This is a genomic window from Kitasatospora sp. NPDC097643 (genome assembly GCF_040302625.1).
Taxonomy (GTDB): domain Bacteria; phylum Actinomycetota; class Actinomycetes; order Streptomycetales; family Streptomycetaceae; genus Kitasatospora.
In genome coordinates this window covers 350,135-373,104 of record NZ_JBEOSA010000001.1, presented here as the reverse complement: position 1 = coordinate 373,104, position 22,970 = coordinate 350,135, and the positions used below count along the sequence as shown (strand labels likewise).

General features: G+C 74.7%; 21 protein-coding genes. 16 read left to right on the top strand and 5 right to left on the bottom strand.

Annotated elements, in window-relative coordinates; genetic code table 11:
• Window positions 1–54 precede the first annotated feature (54 nt).
• The 5 genes from ABTY15_RS01765 to ABTY15_RS01745 all read left to right on the top strand — a co-directional run bounded on the left by ABTY15_RS01765 (window position 55) and on the right by ABTY15_RS01745 (window position 7,981).
• Window positions 55–2,415 (top strand): hypothetical protein, encoded by a 2,361-nt coding sequence (locus ABTY15_RS01765; RefSeq protein ID WP_350574446.1) that lies wholly within the window; start codon window positions 55–57, stop codon window positions 2,413–2,415.
• Between the two features lie 170 nt (window positions 2,416–2,585).
• Window positions 2,586–3,269 (top strand): DedA family protein, encoded by a 684-nt coding sequence (locus ABTY15_RS01760; RefSeq protein ID WP_350574445.1) that lies wholly within the window; start codon window positions 2,586–2,588, stop codon window positions 3,267–3,269.
• A 232-nt stretch (window positions 3,270–3,501) separates the two neighbouring features.
• Window positions 3,502–5,286 carry a threonine/serine exporter family protein gene (locus ABTY15_RS01755; protein ID WP_350574443.1) on the top strand — a complete coding sequence of 595 codons (1,785 nt, stop codon included), beginning with the start codon at window positions 3,502–3,504 and terminating at the stop codon, window positions 5,284–5,286.
• 89 nt (window positions 5,287–5,375) lie between these two features.
• Entirely contained in the window at window positions 5,376–6,470 is a 1,095-nt protein-coding gene (locus tag ABTY15_RS01750) for a hypothetical protein (RefSeq protein ID WP_350574440.1), read from the top strand.
• 239 nt (window positions 6,471–6,709) lie between these two features.
• Window positions 6,710–7,981: a C40 family peptidase gene (locus ABTY15_RS01745; protein WP_350574436.1), complete on the top strand. Its 1,272-nt coding sequence runs from the start codon at window positions 6,710–6,712 to the stop codon at window positions 7,979–7,981.
• Window positions 7,982–7,990: 9 nt separating this feature from the next.
• Here ABTY15_RS01745 and ABTY15_RS01740 read toward each other — a convergent pair whose 3' ends face one another.
• Entirely contained in the window at window positions 7,991–8,284 is a 294-nt protein-coding gene (locus tag ABTY15_RS01740) for a hypothetical protein (protein WP_350574434.1), read from the bottom strand.
• A 160-nt stretch (window positions 8,285–8,444) separates the two neighbouring features.
• Here ABTY15_RS01740 and ABTY15_RS01735 point away from each other — a divergent pair, with 160 nt between their 5' ends.
• Complete coding sequence (locus ABTY15_RS01735) at window positions 8,445–9,725, top strand: GNAT family N-acetyltransferase (protein WP_350574432.1); 1,281 nt, start codon at window positions 8,445–8,447, stop codon at window positions 9,723–9,725.
• Window positions 9,726–9,791: 66 nt separating this feature from the next.
• Here the strand turns inward: ABTY15_RS01735 and ABTY15_RS01730 are convergent, their stop codons facing one another.
• Entirely contained in the window at window positions 9,792–10,595 is an 804-nt protein-coding gene (locus ABTY15_RS01730) for a TetR/AcrR family transcriptional regulator (protein ID WP_350574431.1), read from the bottom strand.
• Between the two features lie 182 nt (window positions 10,596–10,777).
• On the opposite strand from ABTY15_RS01730, the gene ABTY15_RS01725 reads away from it, so the two are divergent.
• Entirely contained in the window at window positions 10,778–11,356 is a 579-nt protein-coding gene (locus ABTY15_RS01725) for a GNAT family N-acetyltransferase (protein WP_350574429.1), read from the top strand.
• On the opposite strand, the gene ABTY15_RS01720 is transcribed toward ABTY15_RS01725, so the two are convergent.
• Together ABTY15_RS01720 and ABTY15_RS01715 are read right to left on the bottom strand one after the other, a co-directional pair.
• Window positions 11,347–11,826: a macro domain-containing protein gene (locus ABTY15_RS01720; RefSeq protein ID WP_350574427.1), complete on the bottom strand. Its 480-nt coding sequence runs from the start codon at window positions 11,824–11,826 to the stop codon at window positions 11,347–11,349. The genes ABTY15_RS01725 and ABTY15_RS01720 overlap by 10 nt on opposite strands.
• A 9-nt stretch (window positions 11,827–11,835) precedes the next feature.
• Entirely contained in the window at window positions 11,836–13,107 is a 1,272-nt protein-coding gene (locus tag ABTY15_RS01715; RefSeq protein WP_350574425.1) for an MFS transporter, read from the bottom strand.
• A 110-nt stretch (window positions 13,108–13,217) separates the two neighbouring features.
• Between ABTY15_RS01715 and ABTY15_RS01710 the strand changes: the two genes are divergently transcribed.
• The gene (locus ABTY15_RS01710; RefSeq protein ID WP_350574423.1) at window positions 13,218–14,183 is read left to right on the top strand and encodes a LysR family transcriptional regulator; all 966 of its coding nucleotides are present in this window, start codon (window positions 13,218–13,220) and stop codon (window positions 14,181–14,183) included.
• 126 nt (window positions 14,184–14,309) lie between these two features.
• Here the strand turns inward: ABTY15_RS01710 and ABTY15_RS01705 are convergent, their stop codons facing one another.
• Window positions 14,310–14,921, bottom strand: coding sequence for a YceI family protein (locus ABTY15_RS01705; RefSeq protein ID WP_350574421.1), 612 nt, complete (start codon window positions 14,919–14,921; stop codon window positions 14,310–14,312).
• Window positions 14,922–15,081: 160 nt separating this feature from the next.
• Here ABTY15_RS01705 and ABTY15_RS01700 point away from each other — a divergent pair, with 160 nt between their 5' ends.
• The 8 genes from ABTY15_RS01700 to ABTY15_RS01665 all read left to right on the top strand — a co-directional run bounded on the left by ABTY15_RS01700 (window position 15,082) and on the right by ABTY15_RS01665 (window position 22,916).
• Window positions 15,082–18,267 (top strand): DEAD/DEAH box helicase, encoded by a 3,186-nt coding sequence (locus ABTY15_RS01700; protein ID WP_350574419.1) that lies wholly within the window; start codon window positions 15,082–15,084, stop codon window positions 18,265–18,267.
• A complete protein-coding gene (locus ABTY15_RS01695; RefSeq protein WP_350574417.1) occupies window positions 18,264–18,473 on the top strand; it encodes a hypothetical protein in 210 nt (69 codons plus the stop codon). Before ABTY15_RS01700 ends, ABTY15_RS01695 begins: the two co-directional genes overlap by 4 nt.
• A gap of 98 nt (window positions 18,474–18,571) precedes the next feature.
• Window positions 18,572–19,507, top strand: coding sequence for an RNA polymerase sigma-70 factor (locus ABTY15_RS01690; protein ID WP_350574415.1), 936 nt, complete (start codon window positions 18,572–18,574; stop codon window positions 19,505–19,507).
• A 34-nt stretch (window positions 19,508–19,541) separates the two neighbouring features.
• The gene (locus tag ABTY15_RS01685) at window positions 19,542–20,657 is read left to right on the top strand and encodes a DNA polymerase III subunit beta family protein (RefSeq protein WP_350574413.1); all 1,116 of its coding nucleotides are present in this window, start codon (window positions 19,542–19,544) and stop codon (window positions 20,655–20,657) included.
• A gap of 45 nt (window positions 20,658–20,702) precedes the next feature.
• On the top strand, window positions 20,703–21,359 hold the full coding sequence (locus ABTY15_RS01680) for a nucleoside deaminase (RefSeq protein WP_350574412.1): 657 nt from the start codon (window positions 20,703–20,705) through the stop codon (window positions 21,357–21,359).
• Window positions 21,360–21,507: 148 nt separating this feature from the next.
• Complete coding sequence (locus tag ABTY15_RS01675; protein WP_350574410.1) at window positions 21,508–21,936, top strand: helix-turn-helix domain-containing protein; 429 nt, start codon at window positions 21,508–21,510, stop codon at window positions 21,934–21,936.
• Between the two features lie 2 nt (window positions 21,937–21,938).
• Window positions 21,939–22,457 carry a hypothetical protein gene (locus tag ABTY15_RS01670; protein WP_350574408.1) on the top strand — a complete coding sequence of 173 codons (519 nt, stop codon included), beginning with the start codon at window positions 21,939–21,941 and terminating at the stop codon, window positions 22,455–22,457.
• A 108-nt stretch (window positions 22,458–22,565) separates the two neighbouring features.
• The gene (locus ABTY15_RS01665; RefSeq protein ID WP_350574406.1) at window positions 22,566–22,916 is read left to right on the top strand and encodes a DUF2516 family protein; all 351 of its coding nucleotides are present in this window, start codon (window positions 22,566–22,568) and stop codon (window positions 22,914–22,916) included.
• Window positions 22,917–22,970 lie beyond the last annotated feature (54 nt).

Below are 22,970 nucleotides of genomic sequence, written 5' to 3'. Positions count from 1 at the left end.
ATTGTCAGTGGTCCGCGGTACAACAGCCATCAGCACGACAGAGGGGGAGCAGGCATGACGACGGACATCTGGGCCTGGGTGCTGGACACCCACCGCCAGCTGGCCGAGGCCGGCCAGTCGCGGCTGGCCGACGCCATCTACGAGCTCCCCGACCACGCCAAGGAGGGGCGCAACGAGCAGCTGGACGCGGTCTTCCCGGAGGCGCTGGCCGCCTCCCGGGCCCTCGGCCTGCCCTGGGTCGAGGTCTACCTGCGGCACTGGCGGATGCAGAACCTGCTGAACAAGCGCCAGCAGGGCGAGCTGGCACTGCCCGAGGCGGTCGACCTGCTGGAGTTCGCGCACCGGGAGGAGACCGCGGGCTGCCCGCAGTCGGTCTGCGTGGTGCAGGACTTCGCGATCTGCCACGCCAGGGTCGACGGCCCCGGGTACGTCCCCGAGCGGCTCGCCGTGGTGGGCGAGACGCTGGAGCGGATCGAGCCGTCCCGGGCCTGCTTCGACTGCCTCTCCCGCGAGTACTCCGACGCCCTGACCGACGACGGCCGCCCGGCCGATGCGCTCGCCCACCTGGACACCGCCGCCGCCCGGATGCAACAGGTCGGCGAGCGGGTCTCGCTGCACTTCCACCACGTGCGGGCCGCCACCCTGCACCAGCTGGGCCGGCACGAGGAGGTGCTCGCGCTGCTCGACTCCGCCGAGCAGGCCGAGCGCGCCAAGGGCCACGAGCTCGACGAGAGCGACCGCGTCGGGGGTGCCCTGCTGCGGGCCCGGGCGCTCGCCTCGCTCGGCCGCCCCGCGGAGGCCCGCGCCCTGCTGCCCGACCGGGCCGAGGCCGAGCGCCACGCCGACCTGCGGCCGGGCTGGACGCACACCGTCGAGCTGCTGGTCGCGGCCGGCGCCTGGGAGAACGACGCCGAGCTGGGCGCCGTGCTGGCCGGCTGGGTCGGCTACCTGGACGGCACCGGCTCCCACCGCCCGTGCGTGGACCTGCTGCTGGCGGCGGGTCGGCTGGCGCTCGCCCGCGGCGCCCGGACGGTGGCACTGACGCTCGCCTCGACGGGTGAGCGTAAACTCGGCCAGTTGCGTCGCACCGACGGCGTCGCCGAGGAGGTCGCCGCGCTGCGGGCGGCCGCCGAGGCGCTGCCGGTGCCCGAGCTGCCCGTCCCACCGGGCGAACTGACGGCACACCTGGCCGAGGCCGGGGGCGTGCCCTACGAGACCGGCGCCGACCTGCTCTCCGTCGCCCTGGACCGGTACCGGGGTGAGCAGGCCGGCGCCACCGGGCTGACGGTCCAGCTGGCCGCCGTGCTCGGCGGCCTCGGCCACGCCCGGGCCGCCGCCGACCTGCTCTGGAAGCGACTGGAGGAGGACCGGGGCAGCGCGGAGCTGACCGACATGCTCGGTGCGGCCCTGATCGACGCGGGGGACGCGGAGGGCATCCGTCGCCTCGCCGACCGGCTGGCGGCCACCAGCCCGTCCGACGGGCACTGGATACGCGCCCGCTGGGCCGCCGCCGGGGGCCGCTGGGCCGAGGCGCTGGAGCAGTGCGAGGCGATCCTGGCCCTGGACCAGGCCGTGATCAACACCCGCCGCCTCGCCGCCACGGCCGCCACCGAGCTGGGCGACCACGTGACGGCGCAGCGGCTGTACCAGGAGATCCTGGAGCACGCCCTGCCCGCCGAGGGCACCCCGGAGGAGCTGCGACACCGCACCGTCCAGGAGCCGGACCTCTGGCGGCTGATCACCGCGGCCACCGCCAACCGGGACTGGGCCGTGGTCCGCGCCACCGGCGCGCTGCTGGACATCGAGTTCGACGAGCCCGAGGGCCCGGTGGACGAGGAGTGGCAGCTCGTCCTGGTCCGGGCCACCCGGGCCAACGGCACGACGGCCGACCTGCCCGCCGTCCGGACCGGCCCGGCCACCGCCCGGATCCTGCCCGTCCTCGGCGACGAGCTGACGCTCAACCACGGCGACGTGGTGGTCTTCGCCCCGGCGCTGCTGGTGGAGCCGCCCGCCGCCGACGCCCCCGAGGAGGAGCGCGAGCGCTGGCGCCCGGTGTTCGGAGTGCTGACCCTGCTCGACCCGGCCGGGTACACCACCCATTGGGTCGACGGCGCCTGGCCCGGCGACGAGGCGTGGGCCGCCCTGCGGGACGGGCTGCGCGAAGAGGGCTACGCGCTCTGGGCGTTCAGCGGGGACAACTACTCCGTCACCGACCCGGAGGACGAGGACGCCATGCTGCCCGGCATCTACGCCGCCCTCGGGGTGCCGCCGACCGCCTCCGCCGCCGAGGCGGACGCGCTGCTGGAGCGGCTCACCGCCGGCTGGTCGCACCCGCTGGCCTGGTTCGACCTGGCCAAGGCGGCGGGCGCGGACCTCGCCCGCCACGTCGGGGTCATCGAGCGCTACGACCTCTGAACCCCTCGGCAGCCCGGCTGAACCCCCGGCAGCTCGGACGCGTGCCCCGGCCCCTTCGTGGACCGGGGCACGTGTGCGTTCCCGGCCGGGAACCATTGCCATCCTGACCGAGTCTTGGTGAATGCTTTACTGTTTCATTGCCAAGACTCGACCTCCAGGAGTGTCCGCCCGTGACCAGCCTCGCCCTCGGCCCGTCCTGGCTCGATCCGACCACCTTGATCTCCACCTTCGGGCTGCTCGGCATCCTGGCCGTCGTCTTCGCCGAGTCCGGCCTGCTGATCGGCTTCTTCCTGCCCGGCGACTCGCTGCTGTTCACCACCGGCCTGCTGGTGGCCGGCGGCACCTACCTGCACCAGCCGCTCTGGCTGGTCTGCGCGCTGATCGTGGCGGCCGCGGTGGCGGGCGACCAGGTCGGCTACCTGTTCGGTCGCAAGGTCGGCCCGAGCCTGTTCCGCCGCCCCGACTCCCGGGTCTTCAAGCAGGAGAACGTCGAGAAGGCCGCCGCCTTCTTCGAGCGGTACGGTCCCAAGGCGATCGTGCCGGCCCGCTTCGTGCCGATCGTCCGCACCTTCACCCCGATCGTCGCCGGGGTGAGTCGGATGAACTACCGCGCCTTCGTGGTCTTCAACGTGGTCGGCGGCGTGCTGTGGGGCGGCGGGGTCACCGTGCTCGGCTACTTCCTGGGGCGGATCCCCTTCGTCCGGGACAACATCGAGGCCATCCTGGTCGGCATCGTGCTGCTCTCGGTGGTCCCGGTGGCGGTCGAACTGCTGCGGGCCCGCCGCGCCGGCGCCGCCCGCCCCCAGGCGGAACCGGCCCACCAGCACGCGGAACCGGCCCGTCGCGCCGGTTAGCGCCCGCCGCGGGACGCGCCCTGGCCGCGGTGGCGCCCGCCGCTCTGTCCACGGGACGCCCCGGACATGTGCGTCCGGCTGTTCGATCAGGCAAGGTGTAACCCGAGATCGAGCGGTGGCCGGCGGCCACCAGGGGTGGCGAGGAGCGGCAGTGCCTAAGCGGGGCCGACCGGGCGGAGGCAAGCGGGCGAGGGGAGGCCGGGCGGTCCGTCAGGCGCGGCAGACACCGCCGGTGCGGCCGGTGCCGCCCGCCGAGGCGCCGCCCACCGAGGGCCTGCTCGGCCACCCCGCCCCGGTCGTCGAGCCCACCACCGTCATCCCGTTCGCCCTGCCCGTCCCGGAGACCAAGGGACTGCTGGCACCCGAGCCCGGGCCCGAACCCGAACCCGCGTCGGAGCCGGAGCCCGAGCCGGAGCCCGAGCGCGTCACGGGCCCGCACCCCGAGCTCACGGTCGGGCGGCGCGCCGGGGGCGAGCCGCCCGTCCGCCGCCGGTCCGTCGCCGAGGACACCCTCACCCCCGAGGAGTGGCGGGCCGCCGGCTACACCCCGCCCACCGGCATCCCGATCCCCGAGCTGACCCCCGGCGCCCCCGGCGAGGTGCCCTGGCCGGACCGGATGCGCACCCTGCTGCGCACCCCGATGTCCGAGCGCCCGGCCTTCGAGCGCACCGCCCGCGAGCTGCACCCCTCCGCGGGCGCGACCCGCAACGTCCCGCGCATCCTCGACCTGACGCTGCGCATCGGCGAGCTGCTGCTGGCCAGCGGCGAGGCCGCCGAGGACGTCGAGGCCGCGATGCTCGGCATCGCGCACGCCTACCGGCTGGACCGCTGCGAACCGCAGGTCACCTTCACCCTGATCGGCATCTCGCACCAGCCCTCGCTGGTCGAGCCGCCGATCACCGCCGACCGGGTGGTGCGCCGCCGCACCTCCGACTACACCCGGCTGAACGCGGTGTACGAGCTGGTCGCGGACATCACCGCGGAGCAGGTGTCGGTCAACGACGCGTACCGCCGGCTCGCCGTGATCCGCCGCAACCGGCACCCGTACCCGGCCTGGGTGCTGGCGCTGACCACCGGTCTGCTGGCCGGCGCGGCGACCTTCCTGGTCGGCGGGCGGATCGACGACAAGGCCTGGCTGGTCTTCGCCAGTGCCTTCGTCGCCGCCGTGCTCGGCGACCGGCTGGCCTCCTCGCTGGCCCGGCGCCGGCTGCCGGAGTTCTACCAGTTCGTGGCGGCCGCGATGCCGGCCGCCGCCTCCGGGATCATCCTGTCGTTCAACGACTGGGGCCTGCGCGGCTCGGTGGTGATCACCGGTGGGCTGTTCGCCCTGCTGCCCGGGCGGGCGCTGGTCGCGGCCGTCCAGGACGGCCTGACCGGCTTCTACATCACCGCCGCCGCCCGGCTGCTGGAAGTGATCTACCTGGTCGCGGGCATCGTGATCGGCGTGATGCTGATCCTCTACCTGGGGGTCGGCTTCGACGCGAAGCTCCGCCCGGACGAGTCCCTGGTCGGCATCAGCTACCCGCCGGTCCAGATGACCGCCGCGATGGTGCTCACCCTGGCCTTCGCGATGCTGTTGCAGACCGACCGCCGTTCGCTCGCCCTGGTCACCCTGAACAGCGGCATCGGCTGGGCCAGCTACGGCGTGCTGGCGTACAACGCGGGCCTGTCGCCGATCGTGGCGACCGGGGTGGCGGCCGGACTGGTCGGCCTGTTCGGCCAGCTGGCGGCCCGGTACCGCAACGACTCCGCGCTGCCGTACGTGACCGCCGCGATCGGCCCGCTGATGCCCGGTTCGGCGCTCTACCTCGGAATGCTGTCCTTCGCCCAGGGGCACTCCAGCGCCGGCCTGGTGTCGGTCTCCCGGGCCGCGGCGATCGCGATGGCGCTGGCGATCGGGGTGAACCTCGGTGGGGAGATCGCCCGGCTGTTCATGAAGCTGCCGGTCGGCGTCGAGCGTCCTTCCCTGTACCCGGCCGTCCCGCGCCGGGCGTCCAAGCGCACCCGGGGGTTCTGACCGCGCGTTGGACCGGTGTTGGAGGCCTGTTGGGCTCCGGTCCATGTCGCGGCAGGCAGGACGCAGGACGAGGAACGAAGGTAAGACGCATGACCACACTGCTGGACGGCTACCGCGAGCACATCGTCGCCGCGCACAAACAGCCGCTGTTCCTGCTGCTGGTCGGCTTCATCACCTCGTTCGTCTTCATCCGGTTCAGCGTGCGGATGATCCGCGCCCAGGTGCGCTGGTGGCCGGGCAACGTCACCCCCGGCGGGCTGCACATCCACCACATGGTCTTCGGCCTGGGCTTCCTGCTGGCCGGCGGCATCGGGGTGTTCGCCACCTACGGCGGGCACCCGTGGATCGACTGGTTCGGGCTGCTCTTCGGCATCGGCTGCGGCCTGGTGCTGGACGAGTTCGCGCTGATCCTGCACCTGGACGACGTCTACTGGGGCGAGCAGGGCCGCAAGTCGGTGGACGCGGTGATCTTCGGGATCCTGTTCACCGCCCTGCTGCTGGTCGGGTACGTGCCGCTGGGCGTGGAGCCGGCCCAGGAGACCCGGTGGGGGCTGCTCGCGGTGATCTCGGTGAACGCGCTGGCCTCGGTGATCACCCTGCTCAAGGGCAAGGTGTGGACCGGGCTGCTCGGCATCATGGTCCCCGGCCTGTCCTGGATCGGCGCCGTCCGGCTGGCCCGCACCGGCAGCCCGTGGGCCCGCTGGCGGTACGCCACACGCCCCCGCCGGCGGGCGCGTGCGCTCCGGCGCGAGCGCCTGCTGCACCAGCGCGCCGACCGGGCCCGCACCTGGCTCTTCGACCTGATCGCGGGCGCCCCCGACAAGGTCTCCGCGAACCACCCGGCCGCCCACCGGGTGGCCGAGCGGATGGCCGCCCGGGCCACCGCCCACCTCGACGCGCACGCCGCACGGGCGCTGGCCAGGCGCTCGGCGCGGCTGGCCGACCGCCGTTCGGCCGCCGCCGGGGCGGTCGGCGGCACGACCCACACGCGCGGCGTGGCGGCGCCGGCCCCGGCCGAGGGAGCGTCGGGGAGCACCCCGGGCCGCTCTGGCCGGGCACAGCAGCGCCGCCGGACGGTCCGGGCCGGGCGCACCCGTGTGTACGCCGTCCAGCCGACCGGGCTGGAGCCCCGGCCCGAGCGACACCCCCACCTGCGGACGCACACCCGCCGGATCCGCCGGTAGTTCGCATACCCTGTGCGCCTGGCCGGAACTGACACTCGATCGGATCATCCGATCGTCACTCGACCGGCGGGGCGCGTTCGAGGTGTGAAATGCGCCGGGCTTGAGAACATGTGCGACGAGTGACCGATATGTCATTGTCTGGGGCTATTCGCCGGGTTTCCTCGCCGTCCTCCCCGTTGGTGACTCGCCCCCCCCGTGATCCACCTCCCGTGATCCGCCCCCGTGAGAAGGGATGTCCCGTGGCGCGCAGGCTCCTGCCGACCCTGCTGTTCTCCCTCGCCGCCCTGCTCGGACTGCTCCCCGCCGCGCCCGCCGCCCAGGCCGCCCCGGCGGACCCGGAACCGGCGGCCGGCCCCGCCCGGGGCGAGGGTCCGTACCCGGGCACCGAGGAGATCGACCGGGCCCGCGCCGAAGCCGACCGCCGGGCCGTCTCCGTCGCCGGCATCGAGGCCGGACTCACCGCCGTCCGGGCCGAACTCGACCGGGCCGGGCGCGGTGCCGAACAGGCCGTCGAGGCCTACAACGGAGCCCAGCTCGCCCTGGCCCGGGCCCGCACCGAACAGGGCGCCGCCGCCGGGCGCGCCGCCGTCGCCGAGACCGAGCGGGTCGCCGCCGCCGAGGAAGCGGCCCAACTCGCCGCTGAAACGTACCGGCAGGGTGCCGGCGCCGAACTGTCCGCGCTCAACGCCCTGCTCGCCGCCCGCGGCCCGCGCGAGGCCGGTGACCGTGCCGCCGTGGTCGGCGTCGCCAGCGACCGCACCCGGCAGATCCTGGACGCCGCCACCGCCACGGCCGCCACCGCGGCCCGCGCCTCCACCGCCGCCCGCACCGCCACCGAGGCCGCCGAACGGGCCGCCGCCGAGGTCGGCGCCGCCCGGGCCCGGGCCGAGGCCCGGCTCGCGGCCCAGCAGACCCAGGTCGCCGCCGTCGGCCACCGCCGCGAACAGCTCCTCGCCGAACTGGCCGCCGCCCGGCACACCACCGTCGAGCTGGAACGGCAGCGTCGCGAGGCCCTTGAGGCGATCGCCGCCCGCGAGGCCGAGGCCGCCGCCCGCGCCGCCGCCGAGCAGGCCGCGGCGGAGCAGGCCGCGGTCGAAGCCGCCGCCGCTGCCGCGGTGTCCCCGGCGCCCGTCCGCCCCTGGTCCGCCGAGGGCGCGGCGGCCGCCGTCGCCTTCGCCCGGGCCAGGATCGGCCTGCCCTACATCTGGGGCGGCGAGGGCCCGGACGGCTACGACTGCTCCGGGCTGACCATGATGGCCTGGCGCGAGGGCGGCCGACAGCTCAACCACTTCGCCGCCGACCAGTACGCCCAGAGCACCCCGGTCACCTACCGCGAACTGCGCCCCGGCGACCTCGTCTTCTGGACGGACACCGGCCGCGCCGCCGACATCCACCACGTCGGCCTCTACGTCGGCGACGACCAGATGATCGAGGCCCCACGCGTCGGCATGCCGGTCAAACAGGCCAGCCTCTGGATCATGGGCACCCCCGACTTCTACGCCCGGCCGTAGGGCCTGTCGCTACTCGTCGCGGCCGTAGAGCCGTTCCATCCGGAGGGCGGCGGCGTTCCACAGCCAGGCGGCGGTGAGCAGGGCCGTCACCAGGCCGATCCGGACCACGTCCTCGGTGTGCTCGATCCGGCAGTCGGTCTGGTAGTGCCGTTGCGTGCAGGAGGACAGGAAGGTCAGGCAGAGTGCCCAGATCCAGCCGGCCACCGAGAGCACTCCCAGCGCACCTGTGCACCACCGCCGCCACCGCTCCCCGTTCCGCTGCGCCCGGGCGTCCTTGTCCGCCAGCAGCTCCGCCACTCCCATGGTTCCCCCCACGGCCCTCGACCTTGATCCGTCACAAACGGCACGAGGATGGCAGGCCGGATACCGGGTGCGCCAGCGCCGTCGGCGTCGGGTGGGCATGTCGGTTCGGGTACGGGATAAATGAGATGCCGTCATCCGGATGCGGTCGTACGGTGGGCCCATGGGTACGACAACCGATGACGCGGCCGTCGAGACGGTCAACGGGATCCAGATCCGCGCGATCGCCGAGGACGAGCTGCCCGCGTGGGACAAGGCGTTGGCCGTCGGATTCCTGCGTTCGCACGTCGAGAGCGCGGCCGAGTTCCGCCGCCTCCAGTGGCAGCCCGGGCGGCTGCTCGCGGGCATCGACGAGGGCCGGTACGTCGCCACCTTCCGCAGCTTCGACGTCGAGTTGACGGTCCCCGGCGGGGCCCTGGTCCAGGCCGACGCGGTCACCAACGTCACGGTCAGCGCCACCCACCGCCGTCGCGGCCTGCTCAGCGCGATGATGCGGCGGGACCTCACCGCCGCCCGCGCGCGCGGCTCCGCGGTCGCCATCCTGATCGCCGCCGAGTACAACATCTACGGCCGGTACGGCTTCGGCCCGGCCACCCGCGGCCACGGCTGGAACATCGACCTGAACCGCACCGACGGCCTGCGCGAGGGCCTGCCCACCGTGCCCGGCGGGCGGATCGACTTCCTCACCATGGCGGAGCTGCGCAAGATCGGCCCGGAGGTCCACGACCGCTGGCGCCGCACCCAGCCCGGTGCGATCGCCCGCAACGAGCTGTGGTGGCAGCGGTTCACCGGCGAGGTCCGGGTGCCGGGCTTCGAGTTCAAGGAGCCGTTCGCAGCGGTCCACCGCGACGCCGACGGGGTGGCCACCGGCCTCGTCGTCTACCGGGTCGACGACGCCTGGGACGGCAGCTACCCCAACTGCACCCTCACCGTGGTCGACTTCCTGGCCCTGGACCGGGCGAGCGCCGCCGAGTTGTGGCGGTTCGTGATCTCGGTCGACTGGGTGCGCAAGCTCGCCGTCGAGAACATCGGCCCGGACGACCCGCTGCCGCTGCTGCTGGCCGACCCGCGCGCCGCCACCCCGCACCCGGACAACGCCGACTACACCTGGCTGCGGGTGCTGGACGTCGAGGCCGCGTTCAACGCGCGGACGTACGGCGCACCCGGCCGCGTGGTGCTGGAGGTCGAGGACCGGTACGGCTTCGCCGCCGGCCGCTGGGCGATCGAGGTCACCGCCGACGGCACCGGCCGCTGCACGCCCACCACCGACGACGCCGATCTCGCCCTGGGCGCCTCCGAGCTGGGCTCGCTCTACCTGGGCGGCGAGACGGTGCCCCGGCTGGCCGCGGCCGGCCTGGTCACCGAGCTGCGCCCGGGCGCGGCGGCCGCCGCCGACCTGCTGCTGCGCACCCCGCTGCTGGCCTGGAACCGGGACATCTTCTGATCGTCCGCGACCACCGGAGGCCGGCCCGCACCCGCTGCGGGCCGGCCTCCGGTGTTCCGTCCCTTGCTACTTGACGGCGGTCTTCCCGATGGTGGGCAGGATGAAGTCCTGGATGAGGCCCTTGGCGTCGCGGACGATCGGGCGGAACACCCGGTAGCGGGAGAGGTTGATCACCCGGGCCGCCATGGGGGTGGACCGGCGGACGAACTCCCGGGTCCGCTCGGTGTCCTCGGTCCGGTCGAAGACCCAGTACAGGACCACGACCATCAGGTGCAGCCACAGCACGTCGGGCAGCAGCTCGACCAGCTCGGCGTCCAGCTTGGGCGCCAGCTCGGAGCCTTGCAGCACGTCGCGGAACAGCTCGACCGCCGTCGCCCGGGCCGGGTGGGACTCGTTGGAGAACGGGCTGAGCGAACTGCTCGGATCGGCGGCCGTGCGGAAGAACTGCGCGGCGAACTCGTGGTACGGCGCGGCGGTGTCGAGCCAGGAGGTCAGCGCGATCTCCAGGCGCTCGGCGAAGTCGCGGGTGTGCGCCATGCGGTTCCTGGCGTCCGCCGCGTGGTCGTAGGTCATCCGGTCGTAGAACCCTTGGATCAGGAATTCCTTTGCCGAGAAGTAGTAGTAGGCGTTGCCCACCGAGACGCCCGCCTCGGTGGCGATCGCGCGCATCGTGGTCTTCTCGTAACCGCGTTCCTGGAACAGGCGCATGGCCGTCTCCAGGATCAGTGCCCGGGTCTGTTCGCTCTTGTCGGTCTTCGGCTGCGCCCGGCCGCCGGGCAGGGCGGGGCCATCCGCCGCGGGTGCGGCCGGTGCCTCGGCCCCCGCACCGCTCGTGCCGTCGGTTCCGTTCGTCGCTGCCAGGTCGTCCACGAGCACGAGCCTAACCGGAGGCGAGGTTCCAGCCGGTGTCGGTGGGTGCGGCACCGGATGCCCCCTCCGCATCCGGTGCCGCACGCACTGCCCCCCGTGTTTCGAACGCGTTCAAAACCATGCCGGTACTGTAGAGGTTCTGCCTGAACATGTTCAACTGCGTTCTGTGGGAGGCTGGTCACATGATCAGCCCAGTGGAGACCACCATCCGTCGCGGTGGAGCACAGGACGCCACGGCCGTCGCCGACCTGCACGCCCACAGCTGGCGCACCGCCTACCGCGGCATCGTCCCCGAGGAGGCGCTCGGCGACGGGCTGGCCGCCCAGCGGCGCGAGATCTGGGAGCTGCGGCTGACCGTCGACTACGGCGGGCCGGCCCACACCCCCGAGCTGCTGATCGCCGAACAGGCCGGTGAGACCGTCGGGTTCGTCTACCTCGTCCCGCAGGAGGACGGCCGGGTGCTGCTCGACAACCTGCACGTCCGCCCCGGCCGGACCGGCGGCGGCATCGGCCACGCCCTGTTCGCCGCGGCCCGCGCCCACGTCGCCGAGCGGCACCCCGGCGCCGAGCTGTACCTGGAGGTGCTGCGCGACAACACCCGCGCGATCGCCTTCTACGAGCGGGAGGGCGGCCGCCGCACGCGCGCCCAGGAGGGCGTGTTCCCGGGCGGGTTCGTGCTGCCCGAGTACGTGTACAGCTGGCCCGCGGAGGCCGTGGAGGGCATGGAGGCCGTGGACCCCGGTCCGGCCGCTCAGTCGTAGTCGTAGACCGTCACCGGCACCCCCCGGTCCGCGAGCCGTGCCGCCACCAGCGGCTCGACCCGCTCCCAGCGCCCGCCCGCCAGTCCGCAGCCGATCCGCGGCATGTGGACGGAGGCGCCCAGCTCGACGGCCCGGTCGCCCAGCGCGGCCAGCGCGGTGTCGATGGCCTCGTACCGCACCGGCGCGCCGGTGGAGCGGCCCGTCCGGATGCCGCGCTGGCCGACCAGATTGGCCACCCAGACGTACTGCTCGACCTGCACCAGCTGCACCGAGCCCAGCCCGAAGTCGTTCTTCGCCCGCTCCCGGTGCCAGCGCCGGTACGCGGCCTCGGGTTCGGGCCAGCGTCTGGACAGCGCGAGGACGAAGCCCTTGCCCCAGCCGCCGAGGTCGTTGCAGACGTGCGCGATCACCTTCACGCCCTTGGCCTGGGGCGTGGTGGCATCGCCTCGGACATAGGTGATTCCTGCCATGTCCGAACGCTAGCCGGTGGTACTGACAGTCCGTTCGGAATTTTCCGCCGGGCCCGGTGCCGGGTGGCGCGACGGGCCCGCCAGGTGCCGCCGCCCCGCCGTCGCGATGAGCAGGGCGAGCGCCGCCGCGCCGGCCGGCAGCAGGTAGCCGGTGCCGGGGGTGGTGCGCTCGGCGACCGTGCCGGCCACCGCCGCGCCCGCCGAGATGCCGACCACGATGCCGGACACCGCCACCGCCATCCCCTCGTTGAGCTGGCGCTGCGGCAACAGCGCCTGGATCAGCGTCATCCCGGTCACCATGGTCGGCGCGGTGGCGGTGCCGGCCGCGAACAGCGCCGCCCCGAGCAGGCCGAGCCCGGCCCCGCCCAGCCCGGCGGCGAGCGGCAGCAGCAGCACCCCGGCCATCGCCGCCACCCCGGCGAGGAAGCGCGGGCCGGCCGCCCGGCGCGGCGTCAGCAGCCCGAACAGCAGCCCCGCCACGCAGGATCCGGCCGCGACCAGCCCGAGCAGGACGCCGGCGGCCGGCCGGTGGCCGAGCGCGTCGGCGTACGCCACGGTGGTGATCTCCATCGAGCCGAAGACCGCGCCGGTGGCGAGGAAGGTGAGCAGCAGGACGCGCAGCCCGGGCACCCGCAGCGGTGAGCCGTGGCGTCCGTCCGCCGGGCGGGCGGACAGTGGCGGTTCGGTGCGCCGCTGGGCGGCGAACAGCAGGGCGCCGGTGGTGCCGAGCGTCCCGGCGGTGAGCAGCCCTGCCTCCGGCGCGACCGCCGTGCAGAGCAGCGTCGCGAGGACCGGCCCGGTCATGAAGCAGAGCTCGTCCAGGGCCTGTTCGAGGGAGTTGGCCAGGTGCCGGGCGGCCGGGTCGTCCCGGTACAGGTGCGCCCAGCGGGCCCGGGCCATGCCGCCGAGGTTGGGCGCGGCCGCGCAGGCCGCCCAGCAGGCGTACAGCGTCCAGTCCGGTGCGCCGAGCCGGACGCAGAGCAGCAGGGCGGTGAACGGGAGGACGTTGTAGAGCGCGGCCGGGACGGTCACCCGCGCCTGCCCGTACCGGTCGACCAGCCGTCCGAGCAGCGGCATCCCGATCGCGCCGGTGAACAGCCCGGCCGCCGAGACGGTGCCGGCCAGTGCGTACGAGCCGCGCCGCTCGGCGAGCAGCAGCACCAGCGAGACGCCGGTCATCGACAGCGTGACCCGGGCGAGCAGCCCGGCGAGGGTGAAGGCGGTGGCGCCGGGGGCGGCGAACAGCCGCCGGTAACGGGCGAAGGGGGCGCGCGGGGGCATCGGTCTCCTGGGGAGGCGAGGGGGGATGCCCCCAGCCTCGCGGTGGTGCCCGGTGGCGGTCCAACACCTGTTCCGCCGCACTCACAGCAAACCGTTGTTAATCTGCCGCCATGCCCCGTGACCTGCACCCCCGCCTGCTCCGCGGCTTCGTCGCGACCGCCGAGACGCTGCACTTCGGCCGGGCCGCCGGCCGGCTGCACGTCGCCCAGCAGGCGCTCAGCCGGGACGTCCGGGCGCTGGAGGGGCTGCTCGGCGACGCGCTGTTCACCCGCACCACCCGCAGCGTCGAACTCACCCCGGCCGGGCACCGCCTGCTGCCCCGGGCGCGCCAACTCCTCGCCCTGCACGACGAGATCCTCGCCGGCGCGGCCGCCCGGCCGCTGCTGCTCGACCTCAACAGCGACGTCACCGGCCCGGACCTCACCGCCGACCGGGTGCTCGAACGCGCCCGCGCCGCCTGGCCGGAGGGCGAGCTGCTGGCCCGCTTCCACGGCGGCCTCGCGGCGGCCGCCGTCGAGCTGCTGGCCCACCGGCTGGACGTCTCGTTCGGGCGCTTCGCCGGGCTGGCCGCCCCGGTGCGCGGCCAACTCGCCCAGCGTCCGATCCGGTTGGAGCGGGTCTCGGTGATGATGGCGGACACCCACCCGCTGGCCGGCCGCGCGGTGCTGCGCCTCGCCGACCTGGCCGGGCACCCGGTCGACGTCTGCGCGGGCAATCCGGCCACCACCGAGTGGGCCGACCTCGGCACCCGCCTGCTGCGCGAGCACGGCCTGAGCCCGGCCGCCCCCTACGTCCCGCCGGTGGGCGTGGACGAGACCGCCCGCTACCTCGCCCGGCACGGGGACCCGATGCTGACCACGGTCGGCGGGCCGAGCATCCCGGGTGCGGTGAACGTGCCGCTGGTCGAGCCGGTGCCGCTGAGCCTGGTCAGTCTGGTGCACCGGCCGGGCGAGCGGCACCCGGGGCTGGCCGCGCTGATCGCCGCCGCCGCCGAACTCGGTGCGGGGGAGGGCTGGTTGCGGCGCCCGGCGGGCAGCTGGCTGCCTGCGGCGGACACGGCGCTGCTGCCCGGGTGACCTCCGGACACGACACCGCCCCTGCCGTCGGGGGCCGGCAGGGGCGGTGCATGGGCGGATCCGGGTGCGCGGAGGGGGTTGCGCGAACAGCCGGATCCGCAGGGGGTGGTGGCTGTGGTGGCCGGGTCAGGCCGCCTTGACGGCGGAGATGTCGAAGCTGAGCTTGACCTTCTCGCCGATCAGCACGCCGCCGGTCTCCAGGGCGGCGTTGTAGGTGAGGCCGAACTCGGTGCGGTCGACGACGGCGGTGCCCTCGAAACCGACCCGCTCGGCACCGTAGGCGTCGGTGGCGCTGCCGGTGTAGTCGAGGTCCAGGGCGACCGTGCGGGTGGTGTCCTTGATGGTCAGCTCACCGGTCATCCGGTACGAGTCGTCGCGCAGCCGCTCGGCGGAGGTGCTGCGGAAGCGGATCTCCGGGTAGGTCTCGGCGGCGAAGAAGTCGCCGGTGCGCAGGTGCTCGTCGCGCTGGGCCTGGTTGGTGTCGATGCTGGCGACCTTGATCACCAGGTCGGCGGAGGAGTTGCCCGGGGTGGTGCCGTCCAGGTGCAGCTTGCCGTCGTAGTCGGTGAAGCGGCCCTTGACGTTGGTGATCATGGCGTGACGCACCGCGAAGGAAATCTCACTGTGCGTGGTGTCGATCGTCCAGTCACCGGTGAGGTGGCCGAGCTCCGGGCCGACCGGGGTCTCGACGGCGACGGGGGCGGTGGTGGCGGTCTTGGTGCGGTTGAAAAGGCCCATGGCTCCTCCTCGGGTTCGAAGCCATTTGTTTAGGCTTCAACTTGTTGGCTCCACTGTAGACCCGCTTCGTTCAAATTTCAACCATGGTCTTCGCGGGGCGCTGTCCGACCCCCCGGTTACCCTTCGCAGGACGGTTCGCAGACCCCGGAGAGGCCCCCGCATGTTCGTCCTGCACGCGCTCTGGCAGGCGGGCGGACGGCTGGCGCTCTGGGCCGAGGACGCCCGCGCCCACCCCGCCGCCGTCGCGGCCGGGGCCGCCCGGGGCGACCGGCCGTCCCCGCGCGCCCACCCCTACGCCTGCCCGGCCGCCGAGCTGGCCGTGGTGCTCGGCGGCATCGGCCCCGGCCTCGGCTGGCTCGCCGGCCAGGCCCCCGAACGCTGGGCGACGCTGCTGCTGCCCACCGTCGGTACGTTGCCCGCGCCCTCACCCGACCTCCCGGTCGACCCGCCGCGCGGCGGGGCCGTCCTGGCGCCCTGGCGGGTGCCGGCCCTGCTCTTCGACGCCGGGGCGGCCGCCCAGCTGCTCGGCGAGGTCTTCGACCCGCACTGGGCCGTGACCGGCGCCGACCTGCCGGGCGTCGGGCGGGTCGAGGTCGTCCACGGACCCTCGCTGCGCTGGCTCACCGGCGTGCACGACCTGGCCTGGCGCACGGTCGGCCGGGGTCGGCTGCGGCCCGTCGCGGTCCAGGCGGACGGCGGCCAGCACGCCCGCTGGCAGCCGGACCTCACCCCGGCCGGCCGCCACGAGGCCGCCGCCCTGGCCGCGGGCTGTCCGCCCGTCCTGCTCGGCGAGTGGCCGACCGGCGGCGGCACCGGCGAGGCGCTGCTGGGCGAGGCGCTCGCCGCGCTGGTGGACGCCGAGGCCCGCGCGGCGCTGGCCGCCGCGCCGCCGCTGCTCCCGCCTGCCGCCTCCGGGCCTGCTGCCTCGGCGCCTGCCGCCTCCGGGCCTACCGCCACCGCTGAACGCTGGCTGCACGCCCTGGCCATGCCCGACGGCCGGGTCGCCGACGCCCCGCCCGAGGAGTTCGCCGAGCTGCGCCGCCGGCTCGCCGGCTGGTACGCCGCCGCCGAGCCCGTCGCACCCGCCCTGCGGCTCTGCTTCCGCCTGGTGGAGCCGCTCGGGCCGGACCCGGACGACCCCGAGGGCCGGCCGTCCGACGACGCCTGGCAGCTGGAGTTCCTGCTCCAGGCCGTCGACGAGCCCTCCCTGCTGGTCCGCGCCGCCGACCTGCACGAGGGCGGCGCCGCCCTCGCCGCCCTGGCCCGCAAGGCCGACGACCCGGCCGACGTCCTGGTCGCCGAGCTCGCCCGCGCCGCCCACCGCTGGCCCGCGCTGGACGGGCTGCGCCACCGGTCCCGCCCGGCCACCCTCCGGCTCGACCGGGCCGGGGCACTGGACTTCCTGCGCACCGCCGCGCCCGCCCTGGCCGAGGGCGGCTTCGGCGTGCTGCTGCCGGCCTGGTGGCGCCGCCGCCCCCGGCTCGGGCTCGCCCTGCGGGTCACCACCCCGCCCGCGCCCGGCACGCTCGCCGTCACCGCCCAGGTGGACCGGGACGCCGTGGTCGCCTTCCGCTGGCAGGCCGCGCTCGGACCGGGCGGCGCGCCGCTCAGCGAGCAGGAACTGGCCGAACTGGCCGCCGCCAAACAGGGGTTGGTGCGGGTGCGGGGCACCTGGATGGAGGCCGACCCGGCCCAGATCGCCGCCGCGCTCGCCTTCCTGGCGGCCCGGCGGGACGGCGTGCTGGCCACCGCCGACCTGCTGCGGCTGGCTCTCGACCCCGAGGCGACCGTCGCCGGGCTGCCCGTCACCGGCGTCCACGCGGACGGCCCGCTCGGCGAACTGCTCGCCGGGCGCGCCGCCCCGGCCCCCGCGCCCGCCCTGCCGTCGGACTTCCGGGCCACCCTCCGCCCGTACCAGGAACGGGGGTTGGCCTGGCTGCGGGCGATGGCCGGGCTCGGCCTCGGTGCCGTGCTGGCCGACGACATGGGCCTCGGCAAGACCGTCCAGACGCTCGCCCTGCTGGCCGTCGAACAGGCCGAGGGGGCGTCCGGGCCGACCCTGCTGGTCTGCCCGATGTCGCTGGTCGGCAACTGGCAGCGCGAGGCCGAGCGCTTCGCCCCCGGCCTGCGTCGGTACGTCCACCACGGCTCCGGCCGCCTCGGCGCCGACCAACTCGCCGACGCCGTACGGGGAGTGGACCTCGTCATCACCACCTACGGGCTGGTCCAGCGGGACCTCGCCGCGCTGCTCGCGGTCCGCTGGCGCCGGGTGGTCGCCGACGAGGCGCAGCACGTCAAGAACGCCGGCACCGCCCAGGCCCGGGCCCTCCGTGCGCTGCCCGTCACCGTCCACCGGATCGCGCTGACCGGCACCCCGGTGGAGAACCGGCTCTCCGAGCTGCACGCGATCCTGGACTTCGCCAACCCGGGGCTGCTCGGCCCCGCCGAACGCTTCAAGGAGCGCTACGCGATCCCGGTCGAGCTGCACCGCAGCCCCGACCGCACCGCCGAACTCCAGCGCCGCACAGGCCCGTTCGTGCTGCGCCGGCTCAAGTCCGACCCGACGACGGCGGCCGAACTGCCGGCCAAGCAGGAGATGACCGTCTGGTGCAACCTCACCGCCGAGCAGGCCGGCCTCTACCAGGCCGTGGTGGCCGACCTGTTGCAGCGGGTCGAGGGCATCAAGGGCGTGGAGCGGCGCGGCACCGTGCTGGCCGCCATCGGCAAGCTCAAGCAGGTGTGCAACCATCCGGCCCAACTGCTCCACGACGGTACGGCGTTGGGTGATCGCTCGGGCAAGGTCGCCCGGCTGGCCGAGCTGCTGGAGGAGGCGCTCGCCGAGGGTGACCGGACCCTGGTCTTCACCCAGTACGCCGAGTTCGGCGCGATGCTCCGCCCGTACCTGGAGCGGCGGCTCGGCGAGGAGGTGCTGTACCTGCACGGTGGGCTCTCCCGGGCCCGCCGCGAGGAGCTGGTCGAGCGCTTCCAGTCGCCGGACGGACCACGGGTGTTCCTGCTCTCGCTCCGGGCCGGCGGCACCGGGCTCAACCTGACCGCCGCCAACCAGGTGATCCACCTGGACCGTTGGTGGAACCCGGCGGTCGAGGAGCAGGCCACCGACCGTGCGTTCCGAATCGGCCAGCGCCGGGACGTCCAGGTCCGCCGCCTGGTCTGCGTCGGTACCGTCGAGGAGCGCATCGACGAACTCCTCGCCGCCAAGCGGTCGTTGGCCGAGGCGGTGGTCACGGAGGGGGAGCGCTGGCTCACCGACCTGCCGGTCGAGGCGCTGCGCGAACTGGTCGCCCTCACCCGCGAGGACGCGGTGGCCGAGGAGGAGGACGGATGACCGGGCCCGACACCCCGACGGTGAACGTCGCCGCCTACTGGCGCGGCGACTTCACCCTGCCGACCGCCCCGCCGCCCGACCGGGGCGGGGCGGACGACGAGCCGGACGAGCCTTCGCTGCGCCGCCTCGGCAGGTCCGGCATCACCGTGCGCGGCCGTGACCTCGCCACCCTGCTCGCCCCCGCCTACGACGCCTTCCTCGACTGACGGGCTGGCGTACTGGCGTACTGGCGAACCGGCGGACCGGCGGGCCGACCCGGTGTCCGGCCGGGGGCGCCGGATTACCGTGCGGTAACGTCCCCCGGGTGACCGACACCCCCAGCGCACCGGGCCCGACGAGCACGCCAGGCCCGACCGATCTCGCCGACGCCCGCCTGGCGGACTTCGAGCAGCACCGTCGGATGATCTTCGGCATCGCCTACCGGATGCTCGGCACCGTCACCGACGCCGAGGACCTGGTCCAGGACACCTGGCTGCGCTGGAGCCAGGTCACCGGCCCGGTCGCCAGCCCCGGCGGCTACCTGGCCCGTACGGTCACCAACCTCGCCCTCAACCGCCTCGACTCGGCGGTCGTCCGCCGCGAGTCCTACGTCGGCCCCTGGCTGCCTGAACCGCTGGTCACCGAGCCGGACGCCACCGGCGGCGTCGAGCGCGCCGAATCCGTGTCGGTCGCGCTGCTGGTGGTGCTGGAGAGCCTCTCGCCGCTGGAGCGGGCCGTCTTCGTGCTCAAGGAGGCCTTCGCCTTCTCGTACCGGGAGATCGCCGAGGCGCTGGACCGCAGCGAGGCCGCCTGCCGCCAGATCGGCAGCCGGGCCAAGGCGCACGTCCAGGCCGGCCGGCCCCGGTACGACGCCCCGCCGGAGCTGCGTCGCAGGGCCACCGACGAGTTCCTGGCGGCCTGCGTCGGCGGCGACCTCAACCGGATGCTCGAACTGCTCGCCCCCGACGTCGTCTCCTGGAACGACGGCGGCGGCGTGGTCCGCTCCGCGTTGCGCCCGATCACCGGCGCCGACAAGGTCGCCCGCTTCGTCCTCGGCGTGCTCGCCCAGCTGGGCGAGGGCGCCGACGCCCGCCCGGTGCTGGTCAACGGCCAGCCCGGGCTGCTCACCCTGCTGGACGGCCGGATCGACGCGGTCGTGGTCTGCGAGTTCGCCGAGGCGCCCGACGGCACGGTCCGGATCGCCGAGATCCGCGCCCTGCGCAACCCGCGCAAGCTCACCCACCTCACCGGCGGGGCTTGACCCTCGACCTGGTCGAGCCCCCAGGGTCGACGTCATGGAGAGCGACCTGCACAGCATCGGCGAACTGGCCCGCGCCAGCGGCCTGGGCGTCGGCACCCTGCGCTACTACGACAGCGCCGAGGTGCTCGCCCCCGCCTGGGTCGACCCGCAGACCGGCTACCGCTGGTACCGGCCCGGTCAGCTGGCCGACGCCCGGCTGCTGGCCCGGCTGCGCCGGGTCGGCCTGCCGCTGGCCGACATCCGCGCCGTGCTCGCCGCCGCCCCCGGTTCCGACCGGGCGCGGCAGGTGGTCGACGCGCACCTGCGCCGGCTGGAGGACGGCCTCGCCGACGCCCGCCGTGAGCTCTCCCTGATCCGTGTGCTGATCGACCAGAGGGAGAACCCGATGACCGTCACCCCCGCCGAACTCCGTTTCACCGTCCCGGCCGAGGAGCTGGCCGCCGCGCTCGACGCGGTCCGCTTCGCCGTCGGCGGCGACCCGGAGGCCCCGGCCCTCGCCGGGGTGCTGTTCGACCTGGACGGGCCGGTGCTGCGCCTGGTCGCCACCGACCGCTACCGGATGGCGCTCGCCGAACTGCCCGCCACCGCCACCGTTGCCGCGCCGGCCACCGGCACGATCGTGCCGACCGCGCTGGTGGACGCGCTGCGGGCGCTGCTCGGCGCCGGCGCGGCCGAGGTCGCGCTGACCTTCGGCGGCGGCCTCGTCCGCGCCGAGACCGGCGGGCTGCGGATCGAGGGCGCCGCGCTGGACCTCGACTACCCCGACTACCGGGTGCTGACCCGGCTCGAACCGCAGCACCGGATCGACCTGTCCGCCGACGACCTGCGCGGCGCCGTCGAGACCGGAGCCGTCCGCACCCTGCCGTCCGGCCCGCACGGCGCCGACTGCGCCGTCACCGTCCTCACCCTCACGGCGGACGGCCGCCTCGCCGTCGCCCCGGCCGACGCCGAGGCCGGCACCGACACCGCGCCCGGCGACCTGCGGGTCGCGGTCAACCGGGACTTCCTGCTGGACGCCCTGCGGGCCGGCCGGCCCGAGCAGCTGGTGCTCGAACTCGGAGGTCCGATCGCCCCGTTGGCGATCCGCACGCCGGGCCGGGCTGGCACCTTCTCCATCCTGATGCCGGTCCGGGTGCCCGAACTCGTGTGATCCGCCGAGTGATTCGGCCGACGCGCCGGTCCTAGGCTCCAAGTCATGGGGACCGAGGAGGACTTCGCCGCCGTCTGGCCGACACTCGCACCCGCCGCGCGCCGGTGCCTGGAACTCGCCCACCAGGCCTGGCGCGCCGGCGGCCTGCCGGTCGGCGCGGTGCTCACCGACGCCGACGGCGCGGTCGTCGCCGAGGGCCGCAACCGGGTGTACGACGCCCCGGGCGGCACCGACCCGCTCCAGGGCACCCCGCTCGCGCACGCCGAACTCAACGCACTCGCCCGCGCCCGCACCCCGTGGGACCTCGCCACCCACACCCTGTGGAGCAGCCACCGGCCCTGCGCGATGTGCACGGCCGCCGCCTCCTTCGCCGGCGTCGGGACGGTCCGCTACCTGGCCGCCGACCCGTGGGCCGAGGCCGTCGGCCACCGGGGCGACCCGGCGGCCGTGCTGAACGGCCCGGCCGAGGAACGCTGGGTCGCGGTGGTCGCCGGCGCGCTCTTCCTCGCCGACACCGTCCGGGTCGCCGGCCCCGGGCACCGCACCGTCCGCGCCGCCCTGGCCACCGACCCGCCGACCGCCCGCCTCGCCCTCGACCTCGCCACCCACCCCGCCCTCCGCCGCCTCGCCACCACCACCCCCGACCTCCCCACCCTCCTCACCCACCTCTGGCCCCGCATCACCGAGGCCACCACCTCCTGACCCCGGCACCCGGCCCCACCCCAGACCGCTCCACCACGCCCCCGACCCGACCCGACCTGGCCCACCGTGCCCAGCCCGCGACCTCGACGCGTTTGCTGCTGCTAGCGCCCTGCTTGCATTTGCAAGCGCGATGTTGCAGGCTGCTGGTATGGCCTCACTGAACGTCGGCTCGCTGGGCGAGTACATCCGGGAGCAGCGCCGGAACGCGCAGTACTCGCTGCGGCAGCTGGCGGAGGCCGCCGGCGTGTCCAACCCGTACCTCAGCCAGATCGAGCGAGGGTTGCGCAAGCCGAGCGCGGAGATCCTTCAGCAGATCGCGAAGGCGCTGCGGATCTCGGCGGAGACGCTGTACGTCCAGGCCGGGATCCTGGAGGAGCGGCGGGGTGACGGCCTGGAGCTGCGGGCCTCGATCCTGGCCGATCCGCTGATCAACGAGCAGCAGAAGCAGGCGCTGCTCGCGGTCTACGACGCCTTCCTCAAGGAGAACGCCGCCCTGCGGAGCACGGTGGCCGGTTCCGCCGCCGACCCGACCGCCGACCGCCCAGCCACCCAGAACACCCACCGGGAGGACCGGTAAGCATGCCGATCACCGACGACATCAAGAAGACCCTCAGCGACCCGACCCCGCTGTACGCCCTGGCCGGCGCCGGCGACCTCGCGTACGAGAAGCTGCGCGAGGTGCCGGGCCTGGTGGAGGCGCTCGCGGCGGACCGCAAGGGCACGCAGGAGAAGGCCACCGCCCGGCTCCAGGAGGCGCAGGCGAAGCTGGCCGAGGCTCAGGCCAAGGTCACCGGCACCGTCACCACCCTGCCCGTCGACCTGAAGTCGTTGCAGGACCGGGCCCAGGGCTTCGCGCTCCAGCAGGTCGGCCGGGCGGTCGAGTTGGCGGTGAAGGCCAAGGAGACCTACGACGAGCTGGCCGAGCGCGGCAAGGTCGTGGTGGACCGGGCCCGCCCGGCCGCGCCGGCCGGGACCGCCGAGCTCACGGACGAGCCGGCCGAGGCCGAGCTGGTCCAGGAGGACGCCGAAGTCGCCGAGCCCGCCCCGAAGAAGAGCTCCCGCGCCCGGAAGAACACCGCCGCCGACCACGCGGAGTGAGTGAAACCCCGCCGAACGGGGCACATCCGGTGACCGCGGGACGTTGACACCGAAGCGGACGGTCCTCCGTGCCAGGATGGACGCGGCCGAGAGACAGAGGAGAGCGCGATGGGCGGAGTGGATCAGATCCGGGCCTTCGAGTATCTGAACCCGGTCTGGTGGATGGCCGTCGCCATGCTGGGCTTCAAGCTGTTCGCCCTGGTCGATGCCGCCACCCGTCGCGAGGACGCGTACCGGGCGGCGGACAAGAAGACCAAGGGGTTCTGGCTGGCGCTCCTGGCGGTCTCGTTCGGCTGGGACCTGCTGTTCGGGGTGAACATCTTCACCGGCTTCCTGACCCTCGCCGGGCTGGTCGCGTCGATCGTCTACATGGTCGACGTGCGCCCGGCGATCCGGGAGTTGACCGGCGGTGGCGGCCGGGGCGGGCGGCGCAACACCGGCCCGTACGGCCCCTGGTAGGTCGCACACGCGGACAACGCCGTGGCCCGGGCGGGGAGTTCACCCGTCCGGGCC